A 17,403-nucleotide genomic window follows, 5' to 3' on the forward strand; every position below is an offset into this window, starting at 1 on the left:
ATGCAAAAAATGAAAGTTTTTTATGTAGGTTTGGCTGACCAACGACCTTAGCTTATGAACCGGCTGACCCGCGCCTCCTGGCTTTTCTTTTTCCTGCTGCAGGGCTCCCTCCTGTATGCACAGGCACCGCCCGACAGTGCGTGGGTCGATATCAGCAGCGTTCGGCTTTCGCGCGACATCCGCGACCGGGCACCTGCCGTTTTCCTGCCTCCCGGCGGTTCCCTCCGCGATCTGTACACACCTCAATTGTTTCAAAACGCCGTTCAACCCGGTCATTTCCTGCGTCCAAAATATGTGACGCATACGCTGGTGCTGCGGTTTCATCTGTTCAACAGTGCCGATTCCACCGTGGGCGTCTGGTTCTTTCCGGGATTCAGTTATTGGGAAATAAATCTCTACAAACTGGATAATGACCTGCTCGTAAAAGTACGCCGCCGCCTCCCCCGCTGCCGCGACAGCATCGGCTATCGTTATCTGAGTCTTCCTGCCCATGATTCCGGCACCTATTTCGCAGAAATGATCCCGGTTAAAACGCACCTTAACAGCATAAGGCCGAGACTCATCACTAACGAATTCCTGCCCTCCTTTATTTCAGAAAAGAACAGCACAAAAGATGACGGCAACATCGTGACCTATTTGTTCTGCGGGCTCATGCTGATGATGATCCTTTATTCACTGGCCAGTTACTGGCAGGGTGCCAACCGCGAATTTCTCTATTATGCCCTGTATGCTTTTTTTATCGGCTGCATGTTATTTACCAAAGGAGCCTACGCTTACCGCACAGACCTGATGGGCTATTTCCTGGAAGAATACCTCGACTTCATTCTGCAATGTACCGGTATTCTTTTCTTCATGATCTTCATGCGGAAATACCTCGATACAAGGCAGAACCATCCTTTCCTCGATAAACTTTATAAAGTCGGCATCGTCATCCTCGTGATATCGATGACCTTCTACACCTATCTCAATTATTTCTCCGATAATTTCTGGTTGGAAAACCAGGTGGAAAACGGCACTAAAATATTGTTGCTGGTCCTGGTGATCGTTTTCCTGGTATACAGTATCCGGCATTGGCAGGACAAACTCCTGCGTTTTTTATTCTGGGGAAACCTGTGCCTGCTGATCTTTTCGTTGTTCTCGCTCGTGCTGCTGATCTCAAGACCCGTTGTTACGCTGATTGGCGGGCTACTGGGTTCTGCTTTATTCCACTATGAGATTGGGCTTTTCCTCGAACTGGTATTCTTCCTGATAGCGCTCAATCACAAGAACCGTATCCGCATTGCCTTGCAGGCCCGCGAGCGCGAGCGGCTCAAAGCCGAGAACATGCTCAAAGAATACGAAAAAGAAATTGCCGTGTACAAAGCACAGCAGGACGAACGCCAGCGTATTTCCGCCGACATGCATGATGAATTGGGATCGGGCATGACGGCCATCCGCCTGATGAGCGAGATCGCACGGAATAAAATGAAAGAGAACACACCTGTTGAAATAGACCGCATCTCCCACTCCGCCGATGAAGTGCTCAATAAAATGAATGCGATCATCTGGAGCATGAACAGCGGCAACGATACGCTCGACAACCTCGTATCTTACGTCCGATCCTATTCACTGGAATACTTCGACAATACAGCGGTCGATTGTAAAGTATCCACACCTCCGGACATCCCTGATATCCAGATCAGCGGTGACAAGCGGCGCAACATGTTCCTTTGTGTAAAAGAATCGCTGAACAATATTCTGAAACATGCAAAAGCCACGCAGGTGACAATCCGTATTGCCCTCGATACGGAACTACTGATCGCCATTCATGATAACGGCGTTGGCATCAACCTGGAAAATATCCGCCAGTTCGGGAATGGTTTGAAAAATATCAAACGGCGGATGGAAAGTATCGGCGGACATTATTCGATCCGCAGGGAAGAAGGAACGGTAACGGAATTGCGCCTGCCTATTTCCGCGAGCGACTTACCGCCACAGCCAGCAACAACCAGCCGGCAATAAAGAACAATCCGCCAAAAGGCGTGATGATGCCGAGTCTGCTGAGCCCGACTGTATCGGTTGCTTTCAACATAGTGAGTACATACAATGATCCGGAGAACAGAAGGATTCCCAATCCAAAGCAGATGCCTGCCCAACGCAGCGCACCTGATGCAAAACGTTCATAGAGGATGCCGGTAAATACCAACGCGATCGCATGATACATCTGGTATTGCACACCCGTCTGAAAAGTACCCACCGTTTCGGGCGGCACCATTTCTTTGAGTTTATGTGCACCAAAAGCTCCCAGTATCACGCCCAGTCCGCCAAGCAGCGCACCGGCTGTCAGATATCGTTTATGCATGGAATATTTTTTCTACAAACTGCTCTAGGCATTCCTGGCTTTCATCAACGGTTACCGTTGCCTGCTCATAATAAATGCGACGGTCGGCGTATTTTTTTGCAATGAACTGATGCAACTGGTCGTCGGTCAGTTCGCGCAACAGCGGGCGATGCGTTTTTTCTTTTACCAGCCGGTGAAACAAGGTGTCGGGGCTGGTATTGATCCATACGGTAATGCCCGACCGGTTCATGTATTCGATATTGTTGAAATAACACGGCGTACCGCCACCGCAGGCCATCACAAAAGACTCGTGGCTTTCGGTGATGATGCTGAGGGTTTGTTTCTCTGACTCACGGAAATATTCTTCTCCTTTTTCAGCAAACACTTCGTTGATGGAGCGGCCCTCGGCATTCACGATCTGTTCATCAAGGTCAAAAAAAGGCAGTCCGAGTTTTTCACTCAACTGGCGGCCCCAATGTGTTTTGCCGGAGCCCATAAATCCTATGAGAAATATTTTCAACCGGATTGTTTATTTAAAAGCGTTGAACCCTGTTACATCCATACCGGTGATCAGCAGGTGAACATCGTGTGTGCCTTCGTAGGTGATCACACTTTCGAGGTTCATCATGTGGCGCATTACGGAATACTCGCCGGTAATGCCCATGCCTCCCAGCATCTGACGTGCATCACGGCAGATATTGGTAGCTATTTCGCAGGCGTTGCGTTTGGCCATACTCACCTGCTGTGGAGTCACCTTGCCTTCGTTCATCAGCACACCGAGGCGCCAGTTGAGCAATTGCGCTTTGGTGATCTCTGTCACCATTTCAGCCAGTTTCTTTTGCTGCAGCTGGAATGCACCGATGGGTTTACCAAACTGCACACGTTCTTTGGAATAACGCAATGCAGTATCATAACAATCCATGGCCGCACCTACTGCGCCCCAGGCAATGCCGTAACGCGCTTTGGTGAGGCAGCCCAGCGGACCTTTCAAACCCTGCACGTTGGGTAGCATATTTTCTTTGGGAACTTTTACATTGTCGAACACCAGTTCGCCGGTAGCGCTGGCGCGAAGGCTCCACTTACCGTGTGTGGTCGGTGTGCTGAATCCTTCCATACCGCGCTCGACGATCACACCCCGGATTATGCCTTGTTCATCTTTTGCCCAAACAACGGCCACTTGTGCAAATGGTGCATTGCTGATCCACATTTTGGCACCATTCAGGATCACGTGATCACCCGCATCTTTGATGTTGGTGAGCATGCTGCTCGGGTCACTTCCGTGATCGGGCTCTGTAAGACCGAAGCATCCGAGCCATTCGCCGCTCGCGAGTTTGGGTAAATATTTATTGCGTTGTTCTTCATTGCCGTAAGCGTAGATGGGATACATTACCAGCGAACCTTGTACGGAAGCAGTGCTGCGTACACCGCTGTCGCCGCGCTCGAGCTCCTGCATCATTATACCGTAGCTGATATAATCGAGACCGCCACCGCCGTATTCAACCGGCACAGTAGGACCGAAACAACCGAGGTCACCAAGTTGCTTTACAATATGCTCAGGGAACTCCGCTTTTTGTGCATAGTCTTCGATGATGGGAGAAATTTCTTTCTTCACATAATTCCTTACGGAATCACGGATCATCAACTGTTCTTCGGTCAGCAGTTCATCTACATTGAAGTAGTCAGGGCTTGTAAAAAGGTCTGTACGAGCAGCCATAGGAGCAATCTTTATTTAGTTGCCGCAAAGGTATTGTAAAGTTTGTAGTTTGGGAGCCTTTGTTTCGATGAATTCAACTGTTGGGACTGTCTTTCAGAATGCGTAATTCGCGGGGATAGTAGTTGTTGATGCGGTTGGGCAACGCGTTGATCCAGCCTAGCGGATACCCCTGGAAGTTAACGGTCTGCCATCCCCTGCCGGCTGTTTCAGCGGTGAAATCGCGGCGTTGGAGATAAAGAATGGCGGCATCCTTATCGAGTGAAGCAGCCGGCACAGCAGGCCGTAACAGGCCGCTGAGCGCCAGTGCGTGATCGGGCACCAGCTTGTCGCGCATCAATTCGCCCAGGCGTACACCTGAATACACCACGCGCATTTTTTCCAACAAAAGAGAAAAATCAGCAGCCAGCGGCGAAGGCCATGCATACACGGTTTGCTGATGCCGCACCGTGCTCATGTCTGTCATATCAATCCAGGGTTCGAGCAGTTTTTGTTCGGCTTTTGTAACGGAATCGGGCTTTTTACGCAGCTTTCCGGCAAAACCCTGCACGCCGTCCTGTTTTTCTACCATGGTCAGGAAAAAACCTTCGCCTTTTACTTTGTGTGGCCAGAAACGGTAACCGGGCAATCCGTTTTTACTGAGGGTAGTAACGATACCGCTGTGCTCCGGCACCTCCAGTGCAATACCTTTCACCTGCCACTCCTCCTGCATCCAATCGAGGATAGCTTCATCTTCTTCGGGAGAAAAAGAGCAGGTGGAATAAATCAATGTGCCGCCTTCGCGCAGGGCAGGCCATACATCGGCCAGGATGCGTTGCTGTCGCTGACTGCATAGTTGTACGGCATTTTCGCTCCATTCAATGATGGCTTCGGGCTCTCGGCGAAACAAACCGCTGCCACTACACGGTGCATCCACGACAATCACATCAAAAAAACCTTCGAGCGATTGAAAATGGGCGGGATCATTGTTCGTCACCATTACATTGGCACTTCCCCAGCGGATGATGTTGTCACGCAGAATGGATGAACGTGATTTGATCACTTCATTGCTTACCAGCAGACTCCCTTCGGGCAGCAATGATTGAATATGTGTAGACTTGCCACCGGGTGCGGCACTGAGGTCGAGGACTTTTAAGGGACCATCCTGCTGCGGAATTTTTTCAAAAGCCTTTTCCAGGAACATGCTGCTGGCTTCCTGCACGTAATAACAACCGGCATGAAACAACGGATCGAAGGTAAACGAAGGACGTTGCGGAAGATAGTAACCATAACGGCTCCACGGAACAGGCGTCAGTTCATTCAGCGAACCATCAAACAACCGCGACGGCTTTGCAGGATTGATGCGAATGGAGGTGATTGCTTCGGCATTGGCATGTGTTTGTTCAAACGCATGCCGATCGAAACCATCGATGCCTTCCAGCGAATTGATCAGTGAAACGGGAACCTGCATAGCGCAAAGATAAGATGGCTGTGTACTACAGATTTTTAATCTCCGCTACCAGGTCCTGCAATACTTTTTTAGCATCACCGAACAGCATGGACGTACGTGGCTGGAAGAACAGGTCATTCTCGATACCGGCATAACCGGGCTTCATGCTGCGCTTGTTAACAATTACATTTTTAGCGAGCTCCACATCCAGTATGGGCATTCCGTATATCGGGGAAGAAGGATCTGTTTTGGCAGCGGGGTTTACTACGTCATTTGCCCCCAATACGAGTACCACATCGGTGGTGGGAAACTCTTCGTTGGCGTGTTCCATCTCGAGCAATTTCTCGTAAGGAACATCAGCTTCTGCGAGCAATACGTTCATGTGGCCGGGCATACGTCCCGCTACGGGATGGATGGCGTATTTCACTTCCACGCCTTTGCTCTCGAGTAACTTTTCCAGTTCGTGACAAATATGTTGCGCCTGCGCTACTGCGAGACCATAACCCGGCACAATGAATACTTTATTGGCATAGGTCATTACAACGGCTGCATCGCTGAGGCTGATTTCTTTGTAGGCTCCCTGTTCTTTGGCCGCGCCGCCTCCGGCTTTAGCACCACCGCCGAAGGAGCCGATGAGTACGTTGGCGAGTGAGCGGTTCATGGCCTTACACATCAGGATGGTGAGCAAGGTGCCTGCCGCGCCCACGAGAATACCACCGGTAAGCATGACCTTATTATCATAAAGGAAACCGCCACAAGCCGCGGCTACCCCCGTAAAAGAGTTAAGCAGGGAAATCACTACCGGCATGTCCGCACCACCGATCGGCAATACGAAGAAGATACCGTATAAGGCAGACAAGACCAGGATGCCGTAAAAAATATACTTGAAAGAAGAAGGCAACCAGGTGTTGGCCGTAACAGACTCCTCCTCGTAAAAAGAAGGAAATTCAAAACGGCTTGTATGATAAACCATGTAAACGCTGAGCCCTATGATGATCAGCAACAGGACAATATTAAAAATATGCTGACCACGGAAAGCGAAATCTTTCACACGGCCGTTGAGTTTACCCCATGCGATGATGCTACCGGCAAAAGAAACGGTACCGATGACCAGGCCTGCCAGGATGATCACGAGATGCAGCGCCAACTGAGCGCCGGAACCTTGTAATGAAGTTTCGCTGCCGAATGCAAAATTCTCTGCTTCGGTCAAACCGATTTCCAGGTAGGGGCGCAGATGTTCATAAAAATGATTGAACTCTACGATCGAAATCAGCATGGCACAGGCGCCGCCCATACCATTGAACAGGCTCACCATTTCCGGCATCGCCGTCATCTTCACGCGTTTGGCGGCGAGGAAGCCGATCAATGTACCAATGGCAATACCGCCGAAAATCCAGCCATAGTTGTGTAGCTTTTCCCCATCTTCTTCATAGAGAAAGATGGTGGCCAATATGGCGATGGTCATACCGCCGGCTGCCACCAGGTTGCCTTTGCGGGCGCTGGCTGGATTCGATAACATTTTCAGGCCCAGGATAAAGGTGATGGAGCCGATGAGGTAAGAAAGGGTAAGTATATTCAATTCCATATATTCAATAAGTCAATCAGTGAATAAGTCAATCGTGAATAAGTGAACCAGCTTTGCGGCTTACTTTCTTTGCGCTTTGCGTGAAACAGCGCAGGATTCACGCAAAGGAGCATAAGGTGCAAAGTCGCAAAGAGCTATATGAATCGTGAATGCTATTTCTTTTTCTTTTTGAACATCTCGAGCATGCGGTCGGTTACAACAAATCCGCCTACTACGTTGAGCGTACCTAATACCACGGCCAGGAATCCAAGAATAAGCGCCAGGTAATTGTCGCTTTCGGCTTTGCCCATTACGATGATGGCGCCGATGATCACTACTCCGTGAATGGCGTTGGCACCACTCATCAGCGGTGTATGCAACACACTCGGCACGCGGCCGATTATTTCGATACCCACAAAAATCATCAGTACTACGATGTAGATGATCTGCTGATTTTCCGTGATCCAGTTGAGGAAGCCCATTTAGTAGTAAGTTTTAAGTATTAAGTCGTAAATTATGGTATCAGGTGTAAGGCTTAAGGTGGAAGGAATTTATTTAAGATTTGTCTCACCATTCACTATTCACCATTGACCATTCACTATTCACTATTCACCATTCACTATTGACGATTGACCGTTTTGACTCTTTCATGTTGAATTTCACCATCAAACGTAATGCAACTGCCTTTCACCAGATCATCTTCCCAATTCAATTGCAGTGCTCCTTCTTTGGTCGTGATCAGTTGCAGAAAGTTAAGAACGTTTTTCCCATACAACTTACTGGCATCTGAAGGCATGGTGCTTTGCAAAGATGAATTACCGATGATGTATGCACCACCTGCTTTCACCGTTTCGCGGTCGCGGGTCTGCGGGGTGTTGCCACCGGTTGACGCGGCCAGGTCGATGATCACCGAACCATTGCGCATCGAAGCCAGCATTTCATCCGTAATAAGGATGGGTGCTTTTCTTCCCGGGATTTGCGCGGTGGTGATCACAATATCTGCTTTGGCAATATGTGCGGCGATCAGGGCCTGTTGCTTTTGTTTGTATTCTTCAGTTTGCTCTACTGCATAACCACCTGCTGCCGATGCATCGGCGGCGCCTTCCACTTCAATGAATTTGGCACCGAGACTCATTACTTCTTCTTTTACCGCAGGGCGTGTATCGAATACTTCCACTACGGATCCGAGGCGGCGCGCGGTGGCAACTGCCTGCAGACCTGCCACACCGGCTCCGAGGATCAGTACTTTGGCCGGAGCGATACTGCCCGCCGCGGTCATGAACATCGGAAAGTAACGGCCGTAGGTATTAGCGGCCAGCAACACCGCTTTGTAGCCGGCAATGTTTGCCTGGGAACTCAATACATCCATCGACTGCGCACGCGTGGTACGCGGCAGCATATCGAGTGAAAAAGAGGTAATGCCTGCTGCTGCCCACTCCTGCATACGCGCATGCGTGAAAAGCGGTTGATATACCCCGATAAAAATAATACCCGGTCGGACAGACGCGGGTAGCTGAGGTGTATGAATAGATAAAACAATATCTGCCTGTGAAAATATTTCTGTGGCGTGACTGATGCGGCCTCCGGCCTTTTCGTATTCGGCATCATCGCAAAAGGCCTGTTCGCCTGCGCCGCTTTCCACCAGCACATTGACGCCTTTTTTGGTCAATGCCGCCACGGCTTCCGCTAATAACGATACCCTTGTTTCAGGTGCTGGTTCTTTGAGCAATCCGATCGTCATGAAGTTAGTTTTACACTTGTACGGATAAGAATTTCCGGTACGCACCGAAGATATAGAAAACGGCGTTTACCGTCAATTTAATATTGTATTAGAAACGAATGGAAAAATGCTGCTCTTCGTGAAAGGCGGGACGAAACAAAACGATACCGATGAAAAAGAGATCGATCGAACAACGCACACGTTCATGGCTGATCACCTGGTGCCAGGCCTGCTCCATTTCCGGGCTCCAATGAATATCGTCCAGGATCACGATCGTATCGTCGTGTATATAAGGAAGTATTTGTTCAAAGTAACGCACCGTGGGTTCGAAGCGATGATTGCCGTCGAGAAATATTAAATCCTGCGCCGGAAGTTGCGCCAGCGCCGGTTGCAGTGTTTCATCAAAATTGCCCTCGATCACTTGTATGTTGCCGAGGCCGAGCTTGTGGAAGTTCTCCCGCGCACATTGTGCAATAGCCGGCGCGCCTTCCATGGTAGTAACGGCTGCCGTTGGCTGTGCCAGCGAAAAATAAGTGCTGGTAATTCCGAGCGATGTTCCCAGTTCAAGTATATGTTGCGAGCCGTAATGACGGGCTATCCTGAACAGCAGTCGCGCCAGCTTGCGTGGTTTGGCGGCATGTTTTGCGATGGATTTAACCTGCCGGCTGCTCCCCGCTCCCGTGGCCGATCCGGCGCCCAGGTCGGCTACAGCCAGCCACCGTTCATCGCGAAGCAGATCAGCGCGCAGCGCTTCCGCTTTGGCATATTCGGGATATTCTTTTTTATCCATGAACACATCCCGGATCATGCGGAATACAAACGGTGAATGCATGCCATGCCCTTTACCGTTCAACGCGGTAAAATAATACTGCAGGTATTTAACAGCGAGGCGCGCGGGAGAATACATGAAGGAATTGTTGCGGTGATCAGATCCTCTCCCATACCTGGAAGGAATAATTGTAGGCGTGCTTTTCATCCGCCTCATGATTTTTCTGGCTTACCAGTTTCCATTTGGCCGGATCGATCGCAGGAAAGCTGGTATCTCCTTCGGGGGTAGCTTCCACGCGTGTAATGTAAATGCGGCGGGCTTTCTCGAATGCCAGCCTGTATATTTCCCCTCCACCGATCACCATCGGCTCTTTCACGTCCATTTCTTTTACCAGGAAAAGTGCATCATCCAGGCTGCCTACTACCACGGCACCTTCTGCTTTCCATCCTTTCTGACGGGTGATGACGATGTTTTTGCGTCCGGCAAGCGGCTTGCCCAGCGCTTCAAATGTTTTGCGGCCCATGATCACGGGCATTCCCCAGGTTACATTCTTGAAGAATTTGAGATCATTGGGCAAATGCCACAACAACTGGTTGTCTTTTCCGATAATGTTATTGTCGGCGGCCGCTACTACAAGGGAAATATTCATGAAAGAAATTATTTATACGGCCACGGGCGCCTTGATCGCAGGATGATGCTGATAGTTTTCCAATTCAAAATCTTCAAACGTAAACGACAGGATATCTTTTACCGCAGGATTTATTTTCATTACGGGCAGCGGAAAAGGCTCGCGCGTTAATTGCAGTTCTACCTGCTCGCGGTGATTATGATAGATATGTACATCGCCGAATGTATGAATGAATTCTCCCGGCTCGAGATCGCAGACCTGTGCGATCATCATTGTCAGCAATGCATACGAGGCAATGTTGAAAGGCACACCGAGAAATACATCCGCACTGCGCTGGTACAACTGGCAACTGAGTTTGCCATTGGCCACATAAAACTGGAACAGCGCATGACAGGGCATCAGGGCCATATCAGGAAGATCGGCCACGTTCCAGGCGCTTACGATGAGGCGGCGGCTATCGGGATTTTTGCGGATCTGGCTGATGAGATCGGTGATCTGGTCCACTACTTTTCCGTCGGCTCCGGCCCAGCTACGCCATTGTTTGCCGTATACCGGTCCGAGTTCCCCGTTGGCATCGGCCCATTCGTCCCAGATCTTAACCCCGTGTTCTTTCAGGTAGGCAATATTCGTTTCGCCGCGGAGAAACCACAGCAATTCATGGATAATGCTTTTCAGGTGCACTTTTTTGGTGGTCACCATCGGAAATCCCTGCTGAAGGTCGAACCGCATCTGGTAGCCAAACACGCTGGTGGTGCCGGTGCCGGTGCGGTCTGTTTTTTCCGTGCCATTATCCCGGATATGCCTGAGAAGATCGAGGTACTGCTGCATGGGTGCAAGTTAGCGAAAACCTGCCAGTGCCGCCGGGCGCTGTGAGCAACCTGTGGATACTAATGTACTGCCTGCAGGGCAACGACCGGCGAACTGCTCAGCGAACCCGCCAGGCGGCCGATTTCGTGCACGGCCTGACGGTAGGATGCGAGCTGCTGTTCCGTTTCAGTAAGTCGCCCCCGCAATTCTTTCAGTTCTGCATGCAGTTGCTGTTGCTGGTTTTCATACCCTTCTGCCAGCGAACTTTTACTGGCTTCAAGCCGGTTGCGTTCGTCCTGCCAAAGCTGCGATTCCGCGAGCTGCTGCTCCCGTTGCTCTTGTAACTGAATTACTTTTTCTTCCAGCTTTGCCTGTTGCAAGCGCAAAGCGGCCAGTTCGGCTACCGCCTGTTCTTCTGATTGCGTGGCCTGGTGATAGCGCCGGATGCGTTCTTCCAGTTGTTGTTGCAGGAAGCTGAGCTGCAATGTTTTTTCGTCCATCAGGTCTTTCACGTAAGCTTGTTCTGCCAGGCGTGTAAGGAGGGTTACTCTTTCTTCCTTCCATTGCTCCTCGTTTTGTGCACCATCGTTGTTTTCGGATAAATGGTTCCGCGCCTGTAAAACGGCATTCTCTCTTTCCAATGTTTGAAACGCGTTGTTCAGTTCGCTGAGTTTTTCTAATAAGGTTTCGCGGTCCATTGCCGCAAGGCTTTCATCAGTGAACAGGGTTTCTGTTGTTGTTTCCATCGGATTGTGTGCAGGTGAATGTTGCATTGACAGGATATTTTGGGAAGTGATCAAAACGGTGTATTTCTCCCGCAACGATTGGAGGTCGCGATGGAGAACGGTATGGCGGGCAGCAGCCAGCGTCAACTGCCGTTGCTGCCGCCTTACCAGACCTGAATGGTCAACGAAGAGATATTGTTGCGCCTGCGGCGAAAGGCCCGGGACAGGCATAAAAAAAGCGTGTTTCCCCTGCACGACCGGCTGCAGGGCATGGCTCCGTTTCTGGCGGTAATGCCACCAGATAGTGATGATCGCCACAATAGCGGCCACGGGTAAACCGATCCAAAGTGTCACCTGTATGAAGGGGGCTAACTCAGCAAAGCTGCCTGCGCCAATAAACATAGTATGCCCTGTTGATGAAGTAGAGTTAGTGCATAACTATATAGCAGTATATGGATGAGGAGATAAAGCAATTCATGACGCAGCAACCGCGCAACAATGATACCAAAGGGAGTTAATGGGTATAACTATTGAACAAGGTTGAAGGCGTAAGGCTGAAGGTGTAAGGTAAACAGCCGCCCGATACTTCGGGCGTAAGTTATAAGTTGTAAGTATACAGCCCGTATATGGCTGACGGCGTAAGGTTGAAGGCGTAAGGTAAACAGCCGTTATGGTTCCTGAGGCCGATGCTTCGGGCCGAGGTTTCGGCCTGTCGAAGGATAAGTTATAGGTATCAGGCTAAACGGCCAGGGCTGTTTAATTCACTATTGACCATTCACCTTTGACCATTCACCTTTGACCATTCACCTTTGACCATTCACCATTGACGAAAATTCAGTCACCGGTAGCTGAAGCTTCCGAAGCTCTCCGCCTGAGTTCGCGGTCGATCAGCAGCAGTTCGCGGCCGGTCTGCCCTTTTACCGATGTATTCTCCTGCGCGCGGCGCATCAGGTAAGGAATTACATCGGAGATGGGACCAAACGGCAGGTATTTGCTTACACTGCATCCCGCGCTGGCAAGGTTGAATGTGATGTTGTCACTCATGCCATACAATTGGCTGAAATGCACATGCGGATGATTGAGGGGCAACCCTTTTTGCTGCAGGATACCCGCAGCCAGCAGGTTGCTGTATTCGTTGTGCGAGGCTACGATCAGCGCGATATGATCAAGATGATCCAGGCAAAACCGGATGCCGTCATTGTAGTCTTTATCGGAATGCTCCTTATCGGGCTGAATGGGTGAAGGATAATTTTTCTCTGCCGCTCTCCTGCGTTCTTTTTCCATATAAGCGCCGCGCACACATTTGGCACCGAGGATAAAATTACGTTCCACTGCCGCCTCCTGCGAATCGCGCAGGAATTGCAGCCGGTCGTGCCGGTATAGCTGAATGGTATTGTATACAACGGCACGTTCTTTATTGAACGTATCCATCATTAAGATAGTCAATGCATCGACCGGATCCTGTATCCAGCTTTCTTCCGCATCCACCAGCACACCAATGCCTTTCTCCGCAGCGGCTTCGCAGATGCGCATCATGCGCACGCGTACTTTGTGCCATTCTTCTTTTTCAACGGGAGATAATTCGTCTACTGCAGTGAGATAACGTTTCATCAGGGTGCCCTTGCCCGCATGCATATCGTTGTCCAGTTTTTCCAGCAAACTGAATCTTGCGAAGCCGGTCACTTTGATGCTCATGAAAGGAATATTCGGTTGCGTGGCGGCATAGTTGATCACGCGGATGAATTCTTCGGTGGCATGGTCGAAGCCGTGTTCACCGTCATCACCACCTTCCACACCGTAATCGAGGATCACCTGCACATTGTAGCGCGAAAGTGTTTCAGCCACTTTAGCCGTCTGGTCCAGCGTTTCACCGCCGACAAATTGTTTGAATATGGTATTTCTGATCAGGCCTTTTACCGGCAGACCGGCACGGATGGCCCAGGGAGTGAAGCGTGTGCCCAGTTTTACGAGCCACGATTTTCCCATAGAAGCAAAAAGAAAACGGGCTTTCTTTAATTCTTTATCCGATTTGTACGCAAAGGCAAACTCTGTATTGTCGAAGGAGATTCCCGGATGTAGTTCCATATAGCTCTTAAAAAATAATCACAAATGTACGTTAACTTATCCCATGGTCATCACCGGGGCTTATCTTTGCGGGAAACACGTAAGACATGGAACCAAAGACCGCCAGCGCCAGCCTCACGATCATGACCGAGCTCGTTCTTCCCAACGATACCAACGTTTTTGGTAACCTGATGGGCGGACGGCTGATGTATTGGATGGACATTGCTTCGGCCCTTGCTGCGCAAAAACATTGTAATGCGCCGGTGGTAACGGCTTCCGTGGATAATATTTCGTTTGAAAACCCCATTCGCCTGGGAAATGTGGTCCATATCGAAGCCAAAGTAACGCGCGCGTTCAACAGCTCCATGGAAGTACACATGAAAGTGTGGGGTGAAGACCTGAAGCAACAGAAGAAATACAAAAGCAACGAAGCCTACTATACATTCGTAGCGCTCGACGACCACAATAAACCTCAGCAGGTTCCCGGACTGATCCCGGAGACAGAGGAAGAAAAAAGATTGTTTGAAGGTGCGCTCCGTCGCCGCCAGATCCGCCTGATCCTCGGCGGAAAGATGAAACCCGACGATGCAAAAGAGCTTAAAGCACTGTTTGTAACAGACTAAGCGGTTCCGGCATTTTCTTTTACCACTACCAGGTCGGCCAGGTTAACCTGCATCGGCAGCAGCCCGATTTTCACCACGGCTTTTTTGCCGCGGAGTTCGAGCACCTCCCCTACCTGGTGGTTCTTTTTCATTTTCACTTTATCACCGATACGTATCTCACCACCAACTTCTGAGAATTTCTCATCGATCTTTTTTTGCATCTTGCTCACCACTTTCTGTTCGTTCTTTTTGAACAGCAGTGCCTCCATTTCTTTGATCACTTTCTTTTTGTCATCGGTCTTGCGCCACTCCACCAGCATTTGTTTCAGCTTGCGTTCCATATCTTTCAGATATGTGATGCGGTTCTCTGAAATGCGGTTTTGTTCTTTCAGCATTTCCACCTGCTGTTTGTGGCGTTCGCGGTCCATCACCTGCTCCATTTCTTTCCGCAGCTTCTCATTTTCCTTCAATAATTTCTGCAGTTCTTTATCCTTCTTCTCTACTTCACGCAGGTCTTGTTCGGTGCGGTTGAGTAATTTATCCAGGCGATATTGGTCATCATCCACCAGTTTACGTGCGCGCTGGATCAATGATTTTTCCAGGCCGATGCGCTCGGCGATGGCAAATGTGTAGGAACTGCCGGGTTTACCTACCAATAGTTTGTATTGCGGTTGAAGATTTTTTTCATCGAAAGCCATGGCACCGTTGAGAATGCCTGCGGTTTTACCCGCCATCACTTTCAGGTTGAGGTAGTGCGTGGTAACAATGCCGTAGGAATGTTTGCGCGCCAGTTCCTGCATGATCACTTCGGCAAAGGCGCCACCAAGGCTTGGATCGCTACCGCTTCCCAATTCGTCGATAAAGAAAAGTGTTTTGCCATTGGCGTGCTCCATGAAATGTTTCATGTGGAGCAAATGACTACTATAGGTACTGAGTTCAAATTCGATGCTTTGCGTGTCGCCGATATGGATCATCAGTTGACGGAAAATACCGAACTGCGAAGACGGATGCACAGGCACCAGCAATCCCGCCTGTACCATCATCTGCAACAGTCCCACCGTTTTCATGGTGACCGTTTTGCCACCGGCATTGGGACCGCTGATCACGAGGATCCTGCTTTGCTCATCGAGCGTGAGGTTCATCGGGATGGTGGGTTTGCTGCTTCGCTGATTATAGAGATACAACAACGGATGCACGGCCTGAACCAGGTGAACATGTGCTTTATCTACAAGTGTTGGAAATTCACCACGTATTTCGCGTGCAAGTCTTGCTTTGGCCCGGATGAAATCATATTCACCCACAACGGAATGGTAAGTATTGAGCAGCGGTGACCATGCCGACAGGCGGCTTGTGAGCTGGCGAAGAATGCGGTACACTTCTTTGCGTTCCGCATTTTCCAGTTCGTATACCTGGTTATTCAGTTCGATGGTTTCTTCCGGTTCGATAAAAGCCGTTTTGCGGCTGTCGCTTTCACCGTGAAGAATGCCTTTGACCGTTCTCTTTTGTTCGGCGAAAACCGCCACCACGCGGCGGCCGCTCATGAAGCTTTCTTCTATCTCCGCCAGGTATCCCTGCTTGTTGAGTTTGGCTACAATTTTCTCAAACAGGCGGCGCAGTTCATTGCGCTTGCGGAACAGCGAAAGGCGTATATCGCGAAGGTCCTCGGATGCGTTGTCTTTTACCTGGCCGGATTCATCAAGCACCTCGTCGATCAGTTCGATGATATTTTTTTCATAATACGTACCATCTACCACTTTCAGCAGGGCCGTATAAACAGTGCGGCGTTCGGCGTCGAACCAGCGGAATATTTTCTCCATGCTTTCCGCCAGTTTGCGGATACCCATCAGGTCTTCACCATTGAGTACGGCACCGGGAATGGAAAGCAGTTTGAGTTCTTTGGCCAGGTTGAGGATATAATCGTTGGGAAAATGGATACCGTTGATCAGAAGCTGGTGATACTCATGGCTCTGCCGCAATTCGGTATCGATATAGTCCTTGCGTGTATGGATGCGCAATTGCTCCGCTTTGTTGCGGGCATACTCCAGTTGGCAAAACCCGCTGAGGAGGGTCTTAACCTTGTCAAATTCAAGTTGCTGATAAGCGGATTCAGGAAAAAGTTTCATACACGTTACATCAAAAAAGCCAGCAAAGTTAGAACTATTCAGGCTTAGAACCCAAATAAGTACCCTAAGCCAATTGATTGTTAAACAACAGAACCAAAAAACCGGCCGGTTGTTATAAACGTAGATGCATTGAAAAAAAATCAGGAAATTTGTCCTGCAAAACAATATGAAACACCTAATTACCTTTATGCTGGCGGCTGCGGTGGGACTTGTCTCCTGCGCGCAGAACAATGCCCGTCCGGCGAAAAACGAAACAAAAACATCTACCGCTAATACTACCAACACAATGGCGACAACTGATACAGCTACATTGGCAAACGGGTGCTTCTGGTGCACCGAAGCGATCTTCGAACAACTGGAAGGCGTGATCAGCGCCACCTCCGGCTATACCGACGGCCAGACGAAAAATCCTACCTATAAAGAAGTGTGCTCCGGCGAAACCGGACATGCGGAATGCCTTCAGATCGTCTATGATCCTTCCAAGATCAGCTTCGACGAATTGCTGGAAGTATTCTGGAAAACGCACGACCCTACCACACTCAACCGCCAGGGCAACGACGTAGGTACGCAATACCGCAGCGGTGTGTATTACCACAACGAAGAGCAGAAAGAAAAAGCGGAACATTACAAGGCCGAACTGGACAAGAGCGGCGCGTTCGACAAACCAATCGTTACCGAGATCAAACCCTTCAGCGTGTTCTATCCTGCTGAAGATTATCATCAGCAATATTTCGAGAACAACGAAAATGCCAATCCTTATTGCAGCATCGTGATCCGCCCGAAAGTGGACAAGTTTAAGAAGGTGTTTAAGGATAAGCTGAAGAAAGATTAATTTGACGATTTGAAAATTTGAAGATTTGGAAATTGTTATAGAATTATCAAATTTTCAAATTGTCAAATTCTCTCATTAGACTTTCAATTTTCCCTAACATTTGTTTGGT

The 17,403-nt window shown here is 49.5% G+C and carries 16 protein-coding genes; 3 read left to right on the forward strand and 13 right to left on the reverse strand.

Translation table 11 applies throughout. From position 1 onward, the window contains the following. Window positions 1–54: 54 nt before the first annotated feature. The gene (locus H608_RS0105270) at window positions 55–2,001 is read left to right on the forward strand and encodes a sensor histidine kinase (RefSeq protein ID WP_028786758.1); all 1,947 of its coding nucleotides are present in this window, start codon (window positions 55–57) and stop codon (window positions 1,999–2,001) included. Here the strand turns inward: H608_RS0105270 and H608_RS0105275 are convergent. The 12 genes from H608_RS0105275 to H608_RS0105330 form a co-directional block, all read right to left on the reverse strand. Further along, window positions 1,949–2,341, reverse strand: coding sequence for a DUF423 domain-containing protein (locus H608_RS0105275; protein ID WP_028786759.1), 393 nt, complete (start codon window positions 2,339–2,341; stop codon window positions 1,949–1,951). The two genes, H608_RS0105270 and H608_RS0105275, sit on opposite strands and share 53 nt — an antisense overlap. Next, entirely contained in the window at window positions 2,334–2,840 is a 507-nt protein-coding gene (locus H608_RS0105280; RefSeq protein ID WP_028786760.1) for a shikimate kinase, read from the reverse strand. The genes H608_RS0105275 and H608_RS0105280 overlap by 8 nt, the downstream gene beginning before the upstream one ends. Window positions 2,841–2,849: 9 nt before the next feature. Next, window positions 2,850–4,034: an acyl-CoA dehydrogenase family protein gene (locus H608_RS0105285; protein ID WP_028786761.1), complete on the reverse strand. Its 1,185-nt coding sequence runs from the start codon at window positions 4,032–4,034 to the stop codon at window positions 2,850–2,852. A gap of 73 nt (window positions 4,035–4,107) precedes the next feature. Further along, window positions 4,108–5,481: a methyltransferase RsmF C-terminal domain-like protein gene (locus tag H608_RS0105290; protein ID WP_028786762.1), complete on the reverse strand. Its 1,374-nt coding sequence runs from the start codon at window positions 5,479–5,481 to the stop codon at window positions 4,108–4,110. A 25-nt stretch (window positions 5,482–5,506) separates the two neighbouring features. Beyond that, window positions 5,507–7,045, reverse strand: coding sequence for an NAD(P)(+) transhydrogenase (Re/Si-specific) subunit beta (locus tag H608_RS0105295; protein ID WP_028786763.1), 1,539 nt, complete (start codon window positions 7,043–7,045; stop codon window positions 5,507–5,509). A 152-nt stretch (window positions 7,046–7,197) separates the two neighbouring features. Further along, on the reverse strand, window positions 7,198–7,506 hold the full coding sequence (locus H608_RS0105300; RefSeq protein ID WP_028786764.1) for an NAD(P) transhydrogenase subunit alpha part 2: 309 nt from the start codon (window positions 7,504–7,506) through the stop codon (window positions 7,198–7,200). A 137-nt stretch (window positions 7,507–7,643) separates the two neighbouring features. Then, window positions 7,644–8,765 (reverse strand): Re/Si-specific NAD(P)(+) transhydrogenase subunit alpha, encoded by a 1,122-nt coding sequence (locus H608_RS0105305; protein ID WP_028786765.1) that lies wholly within the window; start codon window positions 8,763–8,765, stop codon window positions 7,644–7,646. A gap of 88 nt (window positions 8,766–8,853) precedes the next feature. Then, window positions 8,854–9,720, reverse strand: coding sequence for an O-methyltransferase (locus tag H608_RS0105310; RefSeq protein WP_245565722.1), 867 nt, complete (start codon window positions 9,718–9,720; stop codon window positions 8,854–8,856). Next, a complete protein-coding gene (locus H608_RS0105315; protein ID WP_028786767.1) occupies window positions 9,671–10,162 on the reverse strand; it encodes a dihydrofolate reductase in 492 nt (163 codons plus the stop codon). The genes H608_RS0105310 and H608_RS0105315 overlap by 50 nt, the downstream gene beginning before the upstream one ends. 12 nt (window positions 10,163–10,174) lie before the next feature. Continuing rightward, on the reverse strand, window positions 10,175–10,969 hold the full coding sequence (locus tag H608_RS0105320) for a thymidylate synthase (RefSeq protein ID WP_028786768.1): 795 nt from the start codon (window positions 10,967–10,969) through the stop codon (window positions 10,175–10,177). A gap of 59 nt (window positions 10,970–11,028) precedes the next feature. Then, window positions 11,029–12,075 carry a coiled-coil domain-containing protein gene (locus H608_RS0105325; protein ID WP_155990059.1) on the reverse strand — a complete coding sequence of 349 codons (1,047 nt, stop codon included), beginning with the start codon at window positions 12,073–12,075 and terminating at the stop codon, window positions 11,029–11,031. Between the two features lie 432 nt (window positions 12,076–12,507). After that, window positions 12,508–13,758, reverse strand: a complete 1,251-nt coding sequence (locus tag H608_RS0105330) for a proline dehydrogenase family protein (protein WP_028786770.1) — start codon at window positions 13,756–13,758, stop codon at window positions 12,508–12,510. An 86-nt stretch (window positions 13,759–13,844) separates the two neighbouring features. Here H608_RS0105330 and H608_RS0105335 point away from each other — a divergent pair, with 86 nt between their 5' ends. Further along, complete coding sequence (locus H608_RS0105335) at window positions 13,845–14,360, forward strand: acyl-CoA thioesterase (RefSeq protein ID WP_028786771.1); 516 nt, start codon at window positions 13,845–13,847, stop codon at window positions 14,358–14,360. Here the strand turns inward: H608_RS0105335 and H608_RS0105340 are convergent. Beyond that, on the reverse strand, window positions 14,357–16,462 hold the full coding sequence (locus H608_RS0105340; protein ID WP_028786772.1) for an endonuclease MutS2: 2,106 nt from the start codon (window positions 16,460–16,462) through the stop codon (window positions 14,357–14,359). The two genes, H608_RS0105335 and H608_RS0105340, sit on opposite strands and share 4 nt — an antisense overlap. A 166-nt stretch (window positions 16,463–16,628) precedes the next feature. Between H608_RS0105340 and msrA the strand changes: the two genes are divergently transcribed. Then, entirely contained in the window at window positions 16,629–17,294 is a 666-nt protein-coding gene (gene msrA, locus H608_RS0105345) for a peptide-methionine (S)-S-oxide reductase MsrA (RefSeq protein ID WP_028786773.1), read from the forward strand. Window positions 17,295–17,403 lie beyond the last annotated feature (109 nt).

This window comes from Terrimonas ferruginea DSM 30193 (assembly GCF_000425585.1).
In the GTDB taxonomy this organism is placed as follows: Bacteria; Bacteroidota; Bacteroidia; order Chitinophagales; family Chitinophagaceae; genus Terrimonas; species Terrimonas ferruginea.

Coding starts and splice junctions, on each gene's coding strand:
- H608_RS0105320 (WP_028786768.1), bottom strand. CDS start 10,969: ATGCAGCAGTACCTCGATCTTCTCAGGCATATCCGGGATAATGGCACG.
- H608_RS0105310 (WP_245565722.1), bottom strand. CDS start 9,720: ATGAAAAGCACGCCTACAATTATTCCTTCCAGGTATGGGAGAGGATCT.
- H608_RS0105335 (WP_028786771.1), top strand. CDS start 13,845: ATGGAACCAAAGACCGCCAGCGCCAGCCTCACGATCATGACCGAGCTC.
- H608_RS0105295 (WP_028786763.1), bottom strand. CDS start 7,045: ATGGAATTGAATATACTTACCCTTTCTTACCTCATCGGCTCCATCACC.
- H608_RS0105305 (WP_028786765.1), bottom strand. CDS start 8,765: ATGACGATCGGATTGCTCAAAGAACCAGCACCTGAAACAAGGGTATCG.
- H608_RS0105340 (WP_028786772.1), bottom strand. CDS start 16,462: ATGAAACTTTTTCCTGAATCCGCTTATCAGCAACTTGAATTTGACAAG.
- H608_RS0105275 (WP_028786759.1), bottom strand. CDS start 2,341: ATGCATAAACGATATCTGACAGCCGGTGCGCTGCTTGGCGGACTGGGC.
- msrA (WP_028786773.1), top strand. CDS start 16,629: ATGAAACACCTAATTACCTTTATGCTGGCGGCTGCGGTGGGACTTGTC.
- H608_RS0105285 (WP_028786761.1), bottom strand. CDS start 4,034: ATGGCTGCTCGTACAGACCTTTTTACAAGCCCTGACTACTTCAATGTA.
- H608_RS0105330 (WP_028786770.1), bottom strand. CDS start 13,758: ATGGAACTACATCCGGGAATCTCCTTCGACAATACAGAGTTTGCCTTT.
- H608_RS0105300 (WP_028786764.1), bottom strand. CDS start 7,506: ATGGGCTTCCTCAACTGGATCACGGAAAATCAGCAGATCATCTACATC.
- H608_RS0105290 (WP_028786762.1), bottom strand. CDS start 5,481: ATGCAGGTTCCCGTTTCACTGATCAATTCGCTGGAAGGCATCGATGGT.
- H608_RS0105270 (WP_028786758.1), top strand. CDS start 55: ATGAACCGGCTGACCCGCGCCTCCTGGCTTTTCTTTTTCCTGCTGCAG.
- H608_RS0105315 (WP_028786767.1), bottom strand. CDS start 10,162: ATGAATATTTCCCTTGTAGTAGCGGCCGCCGACAATAACATTATCGGA.
- H608_RS0105325 (WP_155990059.1), bottom strand. CDS start 12,075: ATGTTTATTGGCGCAGGCAGCTTTGCTGAGTTAGCCCCCTTCATACAG.